This window comes from Bacillus sp. FSL E2-8868 (genome assembly GCF_038005505.1).
Taxonomy (GTDB): domain Bacteria; phylum Bacillota; class Bacilli; order Bacillales; family Bacillaceae_G; genus Bacillus_A; species Bacillus_A mycoides.
The window spans coordinates 2,083,859-2,097,606 of the sequence record NZ_JBBOTI010000001.1 but is presented as its reverse complement, the minus strand read 5'-3'; the positions used below and the strand labels follow the sequence as shown (position 1 = coordinate 2,097,606).

10 protein-coding genes and 2 pseudogenes are annotated in these 13,748 nt (G+C 33.1%); 9 read left to right on the top strand and 3 right to left on the bottom strand.

Annotated elements, in window-relative coordinates; genetic code table 11:
* Nucleotides 1-163 precede the first annotated feature (163 nt).
* The 3 genes and pseudogenes from NSS74_RS11000 to NSS74_RS10990 all read left to right on the top strand — a co-directional run.
* Nucleotides 164-331: a hypothetical protein gene (locus NSS74_RS11000; protein WP_002141895.1), complete on the top strand. Its 168-nt coding sequence runs from the start codon at nt 164-166 to the stop codon at nt 329-331.
* A 207-nt stretch (nt 332-538) separates the two neighbouring features.
* Nucleotides 539-1,137: pseudogene (locus tag NSS74_RS10995) on the top strand (undecaprenyl-diphosphatase).
* Nucleotides 1,095-1,570: pseudogene (locus tag NSS74_RS10990) on the top strand (hypothetical protein); the annotation flags it as partial. The pseudogenes NSS74_RS10995 and NSS74_RS10990, both read left to right, overlap by 43 nt.
* Before the next feature lie 208 nt (nt 1,571-1,778).
* On the opposite strand, the gene NSS74_RS10985 reads toward NSS74_RS10990, so the two are convergent.
* Nucleotides 1,779-2,780 (bottom strand): alpha/beta hydrolase, encoded by a 1,002-nt coding sequence (locus NSS74_RS10985; RefSeq protein ID WP_113769486.1) that lies wholly within the window; start codon nt 2,778-2,780, stop codon nt 1,779-1,781.
* Nucleotides 2,781-3,169: 389 nt separating this feature from the next.
* The gene (locus NSS74_RS10980; protein WP_002032325.1) at nt 3,170-3,631 is read right to left on the bottom strand and encodes a GNAT family N-acetyltransferase; all 462 of its coding nucleotides are present in this window, start codon (nt 3,629-3,631) and stop codon (nt 3,170-3,172) included.
* A gap of 513 nt (nt 3,632-4,144) precedes the next feature.
* Here NSS74_RS10980 and NSS74_RS10975 point away from each other — a divergent pair.
* The 5 genes from NSS74_RS10975 (at nt 4,145) to NSS74_RS10955 (ending at nt 10,809) form a co-directional block, all read left to right on the top strand.
* A complete protein-coding gene (locus NSS74_RS10975) occupies nt 4,145-5,575 on the top strand; it encodes an ABC transporter permease (RefSeq protein WP_002032327.1) in 1,431 nt (476 codons plus the stop codon).
* Nucleotides 5,576-5,586: 11 nt separating this feature from the next.
* Nucleotides 5,587-6,264, top strand: coding sequence for an ABC transporter ATP-binding protein (locus tag NSS74_RS10970; protein WP_000447830.1), 678 nt, complete (start codon nt 5,587-5,589; stop codon nt 6,262-6,264).
* Between the two features lie 783 nt (nt 6,265-7,047).
* Entirely contained in the window at nt 7,048-8,127 is a 1,080-nt protein-coding gene (locus NSS74_RS10965; RefSeq protein WP_340813553.1) for an endospore germination permease, read from the top strand.
* A gap of 56 nt (nt 8,128-8,183) precedes the next feature.
* Nucleotides 8,184-9,662, top strand: a complete 1,479-nt coding sequence (locus NSS74_RS10960; protein WP_002085359.1) for a spore germination protein — start codon at nt 8,184-8,186, stop codon at nt 9,660-9,662.
* Nucleotides 9,649-10,809, top strand: coding sequence for a Ger(x)C family spore germination protein (locus NSS74_RS10955; protein ID WP_061690174.1), 1,161 nt, complete (start codon nt 9,649-9,651; stop codon nt 10,807-10,809). Before NSS74_RS10960 ends, NSS74_RS10955 begins: the two co-directional genes overlap by 14 nt.
* A gap of 239 nt (nt 10,810-11,048) precedes the next feature.
* Here the strand turns inward: NSS74_RS10955 and bla are convergent, their stop codons facing one another.
* Nucleotides 11,049-11,984 carry a class A beta-lactamase gene (gene bla / locus NSS74_RS10950; protein ID WP_061690173.1) on the bottom strand — a complete coding sequence of 312 codons (936 nt, stop codon included), beginning with the start codon at nt 11,982-11,984 and terminating at the stop codon, nt 11,049-11,051.
* 469 nt (nt 11,985-12,453) lie between these two features.
* On the opposite strand from bla, the gene NSS74_RS10945 reads away from it, so the two are divergent.
* The gene (locus NSS74_RS10945; RefSeq protein WP_061690220.1) at nt 12,454-13,746 is read left to right on the top strand and encodes a hypothetical protein; all 1,293 of its coding nucleotides are present in this window, start codon (nt 12,454-12,456) and stop codon (nt 13,744-13,746) included.
* Nucleotides 13,747-13,748: the final 2 nt, after the last annotated feature.

Genomic DNA, 13,748 nt, shown 5'->3' with positions numbered 1-13,748 from the left:
CCCTCCATAGTAAACAGGTTAATGTGCTTTCTTTTTCCTGTCTACTATAAGGGGATCATATCATATCGAGGTTCTTCTCCTTTTTAATCTGTAATTAAAGTATCCATAGTTGCAGGTATAGGTAGTGTAAATGAACTTTTCTTATTTAATTAACAGAGGATAGGTGTCTGCAAATAAATTATATCAATCAGAAGTTGTTTACAAAGAAATATGCGATTCTAAAATTGTTGCGGAACTAGCCGTTGCATACCGAAAGACCGATATAAACCGAGAGTTACAAGAGTTTTTGAAAATAGCGAAAGGCAAGACGATGAATCCATTTACAAAATGACGAGAAAATGACAAAACTGTAAGAAAGCACGAATGTTTGTAAGAGAGTTCGATGTTTTCCTTTTTCTTTTTTTATTATAGTGAAAAAGAAGAAAGTGATGTCATAAGAGGTTGATATTTTTAGATGAGTACAATAATCAAAACTATTCATGTAATGAAAGTATATGGCAATCAGTTAAACACCTTACTTTAAAGGAGGGATTGGAAAATGTCTTTTTCTCAATTCAATATTGATATTTTTCGAGCAATTAATGATTTAGGTAAACAATATTCATTTCTAAACTCAGCCATGGTATTTTTGGCAGAATATATGGTATATATTTTTGGTTTAATTATTATAGCTTATTGGTTTACCGGGTCCAGAAAAAGTAGGATGATGGTTATTCAAGCGATGGCTGTTTTATGATTGCAGAGGTGATTGGAAAAATAGCAGGGGAATTTCATTTGAATTATCAACCGTTTGCAGTATTGCCTGATATTAATAAACTTGTTGACCATGCTGTAGATAATTCGTTTCCTAGTGACCATACGATTATCTTTTTTTCGATTTGTTTTTCATTTTGGCTTGTTCGTAAAAAGACTGGATGGTTATGGCTTATACTTGCATTTTGTGTAGCGATTTCTCGTATTTGGGTAGGGGTTCATTATCCTTTTGATGTTGCAATAGGGGCTTTAATAGGATGTGTTGCAGCGTTATTTTCGTATTGGTTAGTACCGAAATTTTCTTTTATCAAGCAATTGCTTACTCTATATGAAAGAGTAGAGAAACATGTTTTACCATCCAAAAACAAATCAAAGGGATTTTGAGTATAGCCCTTTCTCATCCTCATTATTATTCTACACAAGTTGAATGGGTCGATACATTCAATGCACCTATTTACATCCACGAAGACGAAAAAGAATGGGTAGTACGTCCAGGTAACAAAAAAAAATTTTGGTCGGGCGAGTCTTTTGAATTAACAAATGGCATTACTTTAAATCGTATTGGAGGTCATTTTAAAGGAGGAACTGTTTTACACTGGAAAGGTAGAAATCATAAAAAAGGTATCACAGTTATCCAAATCTGATTCTACTTCCTGCTAGTAAAGTAAGAGAGATGATGGATAAAGTAAAAGGGCTACCATTCAACCGTATTTATAATGCTTTTCATCGAGTCGTGTCAAAGCATGCGGACCTTGCTGTTCAGAAGTCAGCAGATCGATACATAAAAGCACTGCAGGAAACAATTTTTAATACATGAGATGTTTCAATATTACCTGTAGACATCTTTAAGAAATTAAAATAAATAGATAAGTTTAGAGCATGTTATTATCATTTTTTAAAACATGCTCTTTGTATTTAAAATAACACCAACATTACCGACACGTACAAGTTATCAATAATCTTTATGTTGAAAGAATCTTAGCGTACGAATGTTGGTACTACCCCCTACTTAGTAATCTCACAATTTAAGGCATGTCTTTGGGGAAGTGTGAGGAGTTCAATCGATTCTGAATAAAATTGATAGTATCAGTTGCAATTTTTTTACGTTTAAGAACAATCCCGGCATGTCCACATGTATAAATATATCGCGTAGGTCTTTCCCAGGATTCCCACAAATAGTCCGTATCCTCAGAGTGCACATATAGATCGTGCTTACCTGAAATTAATAAAATATTTTCTTTTTTTACTTTTGGTAACGCTTGACTCGGTTCAGTGATTTTCCAATAAGCTATTAAATCATCATACGTAACACCATGATGTTCCAAGTCTTCTCTAATAAATTCACCTGGATTTGTCTTCCAAATTGAATAAGAGAGTCGATTCGCGTAGAAAATGGATGCTAACACATCAATTTCTGGTTCAACAAGAGATGTTAAGTTAGTAATAACTCCACCTAAACTGATTCCTATTAAAATCAAGGGACCATTTTTATTTGCTTTAATCCATTTGATCAAAGTTCGTAAATCAGCTACCGCTTGTTTAGTTGCTTCTACAGTTCGTTCAACATTGGCACTTACCATGTACTCTCCACTGTATAGGGATTGGTTCGGTTTTCTGTCAAAATGATATGGTAAAGTGAAATAATACATATTCCACTTCAAGTTGGTCATATGGTCGTGGAATATTTTTTTTACACGTTCGTTAGAATCCATTCTCCAACCGTGAACAAAGATGACATGAGGTGCATCTTCATTTTTATGTAAAAATAATTCTCCAGTGACAGAATCGTTGCGTGAATCACCAGATTGAACCGAGCTTTTATATTTGAATTGTCCAACCATGTATTCCTTTTCTTGTTTTAAATGCTTAATGTTAAAATGAATATGAGATGGTTTTACTTTATAAAAAAATTCTATGTCCTTTATATATAGTGAGGTGTTAGAAAGAGAAGTATACTGAAACTTTACACTTCTTTTTTTGTGCAAATCATACAAGGCGTATCGATCAATGAGTTTTGAAAAAATCAAATTAACCTCCTCCAAAATACATATCGTCTAAAAGATGGACAAAATTTATGCTGTAAATTAATTGTGAAATATTCTCTTTTCCTAATAGTAGATGCTTGAATTATAAAACAGGTGGGGAATTTGTATATTATAAAGCTATCAATAAAATAAAACTATAAATATCTTTTACAAAAACCTAAAAAGCAAGTTAATATTCTCATTCATAAAAGAGAACATTAACTTGCTTATTTTCGTATCAAAAGGTACACCTTTTGAAGTGACGTAATTTATATGAAAGACAAGGTGTCAATTTGTATATTTAATACAGTGATAGTTACCATAATTTTCGAAGCCTATAGTTAATTAACCTTACAATATACGTCTTTTTGGTATATAAATAGCTATATTCATTAGAGAAAGAGTTTTAATCCTTCATGAGAATCTTTAAAACCTAATTTCTTATAAAAGTGTAAAGCTTCTTGTCGTTCTTTATCTGTTGTTAACTGTACTAAATGACATCCCCGTAATTTAGCACGTTGAATAGCCCATTTAATAAGTTTACTTCCTATACCTTTACCACGTTTTGATGAGGCTGTCCGTACACCCTCAATTGTAGCTCTCCAACCCCCTTGACGTACAATGTAAGGCGTAAATGTAATTTGTTGAATACCGACAATCTCCGTCCCATCACACGCTACAATCAACTCGTTATTTGGATCACAATCAATAGCATGAAATGCTCTTATATAACTATCAGGGAGTGGTGTTTCATAGCGCTCTCTTTTATTTCCTAAAACATCATCAGCAAGCATTTTTACAATTTCATCTAAATCATCTGCCGTTGCAATCCTAAATGTTATAGTTTCTGTCACTATCAAAAAACCTCCTTAATATATGCACTTGTTGCTTTTATTTTACTTGTTTAAATACAAAAGGTTAAATTATAAAATATTATGAGTCTCTATAACTTTTTCTTATAGATAGCATAAAAGCCTAACTTATAAAATTACAAGTTAGGCTTTTTAACACAATATTATTATTAGAGAATCCGACCAATTTCAATAAACCTCCATATTCTTTAATGAATTTTCATATTTAACAAGCACACATATAACCATCCAAATAGGGTGGTTTTTATTTGTTGTATAGAAATTACGTAATAAGCATGGATTTGTATGCTCTCATTCAATGCTATCTAAAGCCATAACTTCCTTGCCAATATTCAAAAACGATTACGTTTTTGAATATGTGTTCCGGTCTTTCTTGACCAGGTCAATGAATAACTACACATAAACTCCTTATATCTCTAGATAAACTACCGATTAGCTCCATATAGACTCTAGATAACCTATATAGAATACAAGTTATCAAGGAGGTAAGAAAAAATGAACTTTATGAAACGAGCAATTCTCAGTATGAAAAAAAGAGTAGGAACATCATTAATTTTGATGGCAGTTTTCCTAATTGTTACAAATTTAGTGTTGGCAGGATTCACAATCCAAAATGCATCAAAAAAAGCTGCTGATGCAGCAAGAAAAAAACTCGGTGCAGATGTTACTTTAAGTCTTGATTTTGACAAATTAGGTCAACAAGCTAGGGAAACTGGAGAGATGCCTAATCCACCGAAGCTTAATACAAAAGAAGCAGATCAATTAGCGAAGTCAAAGTATGTAAAAGACTATAATTACATAACTAGCACTCTCGGAATTTCTGACGGACTTAAACTAGTAGGGGCTTCAGAAGGAGAAGAAGAAGGAAAAGGTAAGGCGGGAATGGCGGCTGTACGAGGCGGTTCAGGCTCCGGTACAGAAATAGATATGAATTCTTCTTTTATGATTGAGGGAGTTCGCAAAACTGCATTACAAGAAAGCTTTAAGAATGGAAAAAGTAAAATCATTGATGGGAAACCAATTACAGAACAGATGAAAGATCAGAATGTAGCTTTAATGGAAAAACGATTAGCGGAATTAAACAACTTGAAAGTAGGAGACAAAGTTAAAGTGCAATCAGGGGATAAGAAGGAAACCCTGGAGGTTGAAATTATCGGTATTTATGAAACGAATGAGCAAGCAATGGGGCAACAAGCTCCTCCTATAATGGATCCAGCTAATAAACTATATATGCCGCATTCAACTATGAAAAAATTAGAAATAGATCAAGGTATAAGTAGCATTCAAGTCGTGTATTTCTTGAAAGATCCACAAAACATTGAAGCATTTAAAGAAGAAGCAAAAAAATCTGATATTGATTTTAATTATTATAAATTAGATGCACATGATTCGTTGTACAAACAAATGATTGGGCCTATCGAAAATATCTCATCTACTTCTCAAATGATTATTTATATTGTATCAATTGCAGGTGCGATTATTTTAGGGTTAATCATTATGTTATCGATTAAAGCACGTCGTAAGGAAATGGGGATTCTATTGTCCATTGGAGAGAAAAAGTGGAAACTGATGGCGCAGTTCGTAGTAGAAGTAGTATGTATCGCTATTTTAGCATTTGGATTATCCATAACAACAGGAGCAAAAATTTCTCAATTCATAGGGAATAATTTACTTTCGAGTGAAATTGCTACAGCAGGAGAAGAAACAAACACCTCACAAAATGGAACTGTAATGGTAGCTGGACCTGGTGGAACTGTACAAAATCAAAAAGAGGATCCAATTGATAAAATTAATGTAAGTGTAACAGGCGAAGATGTAGGGAAAATGGGGGGGATTGGACTAGCTATTGCTATATTAGCAACGCTTCTTCCAGCATTATCTATTCTACGCCTGAATCCAAAACAAATTCTTTTAAAAGATGAATAAGGAGGCTCGATATGGAGACGATTTTACAATTTAAAAACTTAGATTATTATTATGAAAGTAACGGAAAAAAAGTAGCGATACTAGAAAATGTTAACTTTTCTTTTCAAAAAGGACATTTCTACACGATTCTAGGACCATCCGGATCTGGTAAAACCACTACGCTTAGCTTAGGTTGTGGGCTAGATATACCTAAAAATGGTTATGTACTATTTAATGGAAAGGATATTCGAAAAATTGGTTTGGATCGGTACCGTAATCAAAATGTATCGGTAATTTTCCAATCTTATAATTTGATTACCTATATGACTGCTCTTCAAAATGTCTTAACAGCAATGGAAATTACAGGTGTTAAAGTGCAAAATAAAACGGCAAGGGCATTAGAATTATTAGAGAAAGTAGGACTTACAGAAGTAGAAGCGAAACGAAATGTTCTGCAACTAAGTGGCGGGCAACAGCAGCGTGTTGCAATCGCTCGAGCGTTATCTTGTAATGTTGATTTACTGATTGCGGATGAGCCGACAGGAAACCTCGACGAAGAAACGGCAATGGATATAATAGAACTGTTTCAAGAACTTGCACATAAAGAAAATAAATGTATTATTGTTGTGACGCACTCACAGGAAGTTGCTAAAAAATCAGACCGTGCAGTCTATTTAAGTAAGAAGAAGTTGGTAGTAAACGAAATTTAACGAATTTCCCAAAAGAATTCTCCTTCCTCAAGCGTGCGAAGGGCGTAGCCCAACGGTAGGTGGGAGATGAATTTTGGTTTGGCATAGCCAAAAACTTTTGATAAACTAGCTATATGAAGTTCTTTGATAACTTGATATATGAGGTTGCAGGAAGAAAATAGAGTGTGAAAACCAAGCCATTCGGTTCCTGCGTAAAATATCAACCGTACCAAAAGAGCGTCCAAGCGTTGGACATCTAGGGATGGAACACCCCGAAGTAACGCTCTGGGAGACGAAAGGTTACTTTCGTCATGGAACTGAGAAGCTCCCACTTCAAGCTTTGCTAAGTGGTGAGTAGTTCACTATAAACACCCTAGTTTTTTAATTCACATAATTTTCGAAATCAGTTTCTTCAAATATTTATATTTGATATACAATATAACCAAGCCATAATCAAAATGGTCTCCCTGTATTGAATGTTAAGATAGTTTGTTAATCCCTTTTTAACAATTTTTGAAAAAGAACTTGTAGTATATTCTACAGGTTCTTTTTGTTATGATCGGTTTACTATATCATTGAAGAATTGCATGTAAAAAATGGGACAGTATCTAGATGTATGATCTAAATACTGTCCCGTTTAATTATTTATTTGTAAAAAGGAACTAGCTTACATCTCATGTGATAGATTTTATAAATAAGAGCGTTTAATTGTCCATGGCTCTAAGCACTAACCATTTGGAATAAAGATGCAATGTATCAGTTATACTATGTAATATTTATTCATTACAAAATATGGTGGTATGTATGACTAAGCAAACAATTACTTTATTTCAAGTTTCTATGATACTCATTGGTAGTATTGGGATAATTAATCATGTCATTATGATTCCTATGTTATTAGATACCTCAGGTAGAGATTCGTGGATCTCTATCATATTAGTAAGCATTATATACTTGATTTGGATTTCATTAATATTCATCATATATAGAAACATAAAAAATGAACACTTGTTTTCGTGGTTAAAAAATAATTTTGGGAAACTCAGTGTATATCCAATCATATTCATAGTTATGATTTATTTAATAACAATTGGTGTCGTTGCACTAAAAGAAACATTAACCTTTTTCTCTTTTTATTTACCAGAAACACCTCACTTTGTATTAGGAATACTTTTTTCAATGATTTGTCTCTATAATGCTACAAGAGGAATTCAATCTATTGCACTTACAACAGGTGTTTTGTTACCTATTGTATTCCTACTTGGTTTTTTTGTAATGTTTGCAAATGTTCCGCATAAAGATTATTCTTTACTTCAGCCAATGATGGAAAATGGAATGAAGCCAGTATTTAGGGGGATGGTTTATCCTGCAGCAGGATTTCTAGAGTTAATTTTTATTCTTTTTTTACAACATCACATTGGTTCAAAAGTAAAATTATATCAATTGATTGCTTTGGGAATGGTTATTATTGGTATCACAATAGGCCCAGTTATGGCAGCTATTATAGAATTTGGACCTTTCGTAGCAGCAAACCAACGGTATCCAGCATTTGAAGAATGGAGACTTGTGTCAATAGGAAGGTACATTGAAAATTTAGACTTTCTCTCCGTGTATCAGTGGCTTGTAGGGATCTTTATTCGTTTATCACTTGTTGTTTTTCTTATTCCAGATTTGTTATCAATTACAAATCGGAAAACGAGAAATGGGGTTATGTTTGCAATACTTTCATGTATTTTATTTATAAGTATACTACCCATCAGTGACTCTAGTTTCTATTGGTTTGTATCTCAATTTATTTTACCAGTTTCAGCAGTAGGACTATTTTTGTTTTCTATCTTACTAATAGTGTTTGTATGGGTTGCTAAATTTAAGAAAAGCTCTTAAAAGAGTATGAGGATGTATTTTATATAAGGTTGCTGAGTTTGAAGGAGACAACGTAGATGAACAAACGAGTAGAAATAAATGAGAAGATAGCACTAGAGTGGTTTGAAGGATGCAACGATGTAAAAGTAATAAAGCGTGATTTGGATGAGAAAGAAAAAAAGAATTCAGTATTGTTTATTTATTGTCAAAACTTAATTGACAATACAAAATTAAAACAAGCCACATCATCCCATGTTTGCAAAGAGCTTTCAAGTAATTCGATAGAAGAGTTTAACCTCTCAACATTAATTCCCCAGTTATCAGTACAGAAATTAGATATGGTAAATTCGAATGAAACTATCTCTCAGATTATATTTGAAGGTAACCTCCTTATTATTTTTGAAGAATCTAAACATGGATATATAGTTGATATTGCCCAAATACCTACCAGATCAGTTGAACAAACAAATACAGAGATGACCATTCGTGGTGGACGTGATGGATTTGTCGAAGAGTTAAACACAAACATAGGATTAATTAGAAAAAGACTAAAAACGAGTTCTCTTAGTTATGAAGAATTTATTATTGGAGAAAGAACACAAACTAAAGTAGCACTCCTGTATTTAAAAGATGTCGCATCCCAAGATATCATTAATCAAGTTCGATTAAAATTAAGACAAATTAAAATAGACGGGGTTGTTTCAAGTGCACAAATTGAAGAGTTAATTACAAACAATCAATTTAGTGTATTTCCTTTAGTTGAATATACAGGGCGCCCTGATTATGCTGTGAATTGTTTGCTATATGGGCGTTTTATTTTACTAGTTGAAGGGTCACCAACAGCGACAATTGCACCAGTTACATTTCCTTTTTTTGTGAATACATCTGAAGATCAAGATCTTTTCTACATATTCGGTAGCTTTGTACGACTTGTAAGTCTTTTGGGGATAGCAATTTCTATATTTCTTCCAGGAATTTGGATAGCACTAATTACATATCATCCAGATCAGATTCCCTATACGTTGCTAGCTACATTAAGCTTATCAAGAGAAGGGATTCCTTTTCCAGCTCCTTTAGAAGGGCTAATTATGATGACCTTATTTGAAATTCTGAGACAAGCAGGATTGCGTGTTCCTGCCGTATTCGGTCAAACATTATCTGTTGTAGGGGGATTAATTATTGGACAAGCTGCTATTAGTGCAGGAATTGTTTCAGCATCTATGGTCATTATAATAGCAATCTCGGTTGTTTCGACATTTGCTTTAACTAATCAGTCAGTAACAGGAATAATAAGTATATTGCGGTATGTAGTATTCTTAGTATCTTCTTTATTAGGCATAGTAGGATTTATCTTTTGTGTCCTTGTGATGGTGATACATGTAGTAAATTTACGCTCTTTTGGAGTTCCATTCTTTACACCATATTCACCCCCTGTGTTTAAAAGTATGCTAGCAGCCACATTTAGACTTCCTTTCACGTATATGAAAAAAAGACCTAAAGAATTGCATACGCAAGATAATACAAGGAAAAGAGAGAGTACCGATGAAGAAAAATAAAAGAATAGTTATATTTCTTTTTATGATGTGTACGTTTCTAACAGGGTGTTGGGATCAAAGAGAGTTGCATCACGTTTTGTATATAAATAGTCTAGGTATCGATTTTAAAGATAATAACTATATCATCCGTCCGCAATTTATTAATTTTTCTAACATAGCTAAACAAGAAGGGAGCACTACCCGTAATTATAGCCAGGCCTATATCGGAAAGGGAAAAGGCCCCATTTTAGATGAGGCAGCATTTGATTTTTATAAGGGTGCTCAACAAGAAATCTCATGGGAGCATCTCAAAACAATTGTTGTAACAGAGAGATTTCTAAAACATGGTGACTTAAATCAATTTAATGATTTTTTTTCTCGGTTTTTTCAATTTCGAGATACTATGTGGATATTTGGAACTAAGGAGCCTTTAGAAAATATATTAGCGAACAATAATATATTAAATATTTCTCAATTATATACAATCATTAATTTACCAAAAGAGATAACCAAGCAATATACAATAATAGATCCTTTACCTTTATATAAATTCCAAAGAAATTATTATGAACCTGGGATGACAACTCGCATTCCATTTTTAGCTACAACTAAAACATATTGGAAAAAAGGACATACATCATTTCCAATGTTAAAATTTAGTGGTTATGGTTTTATAAACGATAAATCCTATATAAATCATTTAAACAGCCATGATATTGCTGGGGTTCGATGGATGGATGAAAATACTAAACGAGCTCCATTACTATTAAAATTTAACAAGAAAATCATTGGACATATAGTATTAAAAAATCCAAAGATAGATACAAAGCATTTTATTAAAAATGGAAAGTTACGCATGCTTATGAACATCCATTTCGATGCTGATATTTTTCAATTAATAAATTCTATGCCTGTAAATGATATTAAAAAAATTGCAGAGGACCAAGTTGAAAAAGAAATAAAAAAAACGTACCGAAAAGGAATCGAAAGAGGGATTGACACGTATCAGTTATCACATTCCTTATATCGGCAGAATTCTAAATTGTGGAAACAATATAAAAAAGAAGGGGGGATATCCCTTCAAAATAAAGAATTAGATTTAAATGTCTCGATTAATATAGCTACAAATGGAAAATCTAAAAATATGCGTAATATGATTGAGCATTAGAATGGTTGAAGATGAAAGGAAACGTAAAATATTAACTCTAAATAGGAGATTCGAACGCGAAAGACCACTACGATGTGGTGGCGTCTTCTTTAGGAATGGGATGAGAGTTCGATTAGGAGCAGAAGGAGGCTTTTGCCTCCTTCGTTGCTTGAAAACACGCTTACATTTCTTAGCGTTTAGATAAGTACAAGTCTTTAAAACTATATGTGCCGTAAAGTAGGAGCAGCTTAAATTCATTACTATGATTTATTCGTTACTTTTAAAGCATCTAACACTACTTTAGTTGCATCTGCAATAAGTTTATCATCGTATTTCGCATCTTCTTTCGCATGATTAGAAAGTATCGCAAGCATAATTGGCTTTTTATTTGGTGGCCAAATGATTGCAATATCATTCCTTGTTCCATAAGAGCCAGAGCCAGTTTTATCGGCTACTTCCCATTCTCCTGGAACTCCAGCACGAATTAAGTTGTCCCCCGTAGTATTTCTTTTCATCAAATCTATTAAAAAGTTCCGTTTCTCAATTGAAAGTATATCGCCTAGCGCGTATGCTTGAAGACTAGTAGCTAATGCCTTTGGGGTACTAGTATCACGAGTATCTCCAGGCTGCACTTCGTTTAATTCTGGTTCAAAACGTTCGGGATTTGTGACAGTATCTCCTATTTCTCTCAGTGTTTTTTTGAATTCACTTGGCCCACCTAATTGTTTAAGAATAAGATTTTGTGCAGTATTATCGCTATATCGAATGGAAGCATCCGCAAGCTCTTTCAGAGTCATACCTGTATCTACATATTTTTCAGTAATTGGATTGTAATTCACAAGATCTTTGCTAGTATACTTAATTCTTTGATCTAAATCTTCTATTGATTTCTTTTGTAACAGTGCTCCCACAGCAAGGGCTTTGTGGGTAGATGCGTATGCAAACCGTTCATTTGAACGATAAGTAACGGTTTGATTCGTACCTGTGTCCAATGCATAAATACCAAGCTTAGCATCATATTCTTTTTCAAGCTTTACAAAAGAATGATTACTTGTATTTTCTTGTTTGGTTTGTTTCGGTGGTGCGGATTGAATATTACTATTGGAACAGCCTATAAGCGTTACACATGAAAGTAATACTACAGGTAACATCTTTTTATAATGCGAAATGTGAAAAAACTTCTTTGAAACTAGCATACATTTTCAACCTCTTTCAAGAATATATGGATTTTGTTTAGGTATTTTACATACCGATACAATTAACAAATGTACCAGATAGCACTCATCTTGTGTTTCTTGCATTACAAAATGAGAGAACTACCAAAAGCACCTTTTTTATACGTAATAGACAATCTAAGTAACACATTTGTTCCATTTATGATTAAGGTTTTGAATATATCCATTAATTTTATTTATAAGAATCACAAAATCCACCTTTTTTGCACGTCACTTAATTTAATGTGGATTTAGATTGAGTTTACCTCGTAATGGGAATTTCAATTGGATTGCGCATATATAACAACCTCGTTCCGGACAGAATAAGTAATAACAACTACTGATTCCATTTTAAGTGAGGTGTTATACGATACATACGACAAAGCAAAAAAGACTTGTGGTGCAAAGTATAACTACATTTAGTCTACTAATAACGACTATCTTTACACCCATGCTTATTTACATTGTTTATGGATTACAGATTTCGAAAGGCTTTGAGGGATACTGGCCATCAATCTTGTTTTATACAACTTATATGACGGGTGTGTTTATCTGGATACCTATTGTGAATAAAGCTGGGATTCACCGCTCCTTATATTGGACTGTTTCTATTCTGATAGTATCAATACTTAGTGTTACTTTCTTTGGATGGAGTTCAAGATGGCTCGAAATAAGTGCGTTAGTTTCTGGTTTTGCAGTTAGTACAATTTCTACCATGACGAGTACTTTATTGTTTCTACATGTGGAAGGCGGGGGAAAGGTTTATAATAAAAATCAACAAGCGATTATTATTGGTATCGTTTTTCTTTTACTAATAATCGTATTGTTAGCGATTAGTTTTTTATCGCCACCGCTGATAACATGCATATATGGGATTTGTTTAATCAGTATCCTTTTTGCTATAAAAAAAATGCCGAGAACAGAGTTAGCCAAAGGGATTTTACCTATCTCCATCGTATCGGTTGTAGGAAAGTTTCTTTTTGTCTCAATGCTTATTCTTTTGATTCGAACAAGTCGTAACATAAATAATGAACAATATATTTTTTATTTTTTTCTACTTTCTATAGCGCTTATTTGTTTCATGTTTTTGAGTTTGTTGAAAGGAAAGTTCTTTCATAAACTTTCATCTTCTTTACCAATCCGCTTAAAGGCAGAATCATTTTTACTTGGATTAGGAAATGGATATTTATTTTTGATGGGTATTTTTTATAGTTTTACTTTCTATAACATGTTAACCTGTATTTTCATTGTAGTTGGACCATACCTATTAGGGATTTTGATGTCCATATTTTTAGATATCAAAGCTGCTAAGAAAGTTAATCCAATCCATTTGTTTTTAGTAAGTACTTTAATCATGATATTCGGGTTTTATTCTCCAATATTTATAGTCCTTAGCGTTACATTTGGGAGCTATGCCATTAATAGTATTTCTTCTCAAAATAATATGAAAGTATATATGGTGAATGCTACACATAGAGAGCTTTCTTTACTCATTTACACAACATGGAGAAATATGGGGAATATATTTTTACAATTTTTTATATTGATTGTGATTGTGGGAGTAGGGGTGTTTTACGATGTCGAATGGTCGCAACTTTTCCAAACAATTGTTGGGAAGGGTCAAATGCAGATTGAAGGGTTATCCGTACAACGATTGATGTTTATGTTAGCAATTTGCTGTTGGCTTGGCATGGTGGGCTTAGGTATGTGGATTGGTAAAAAAGCTAATCCCAATATTGCTTAAAA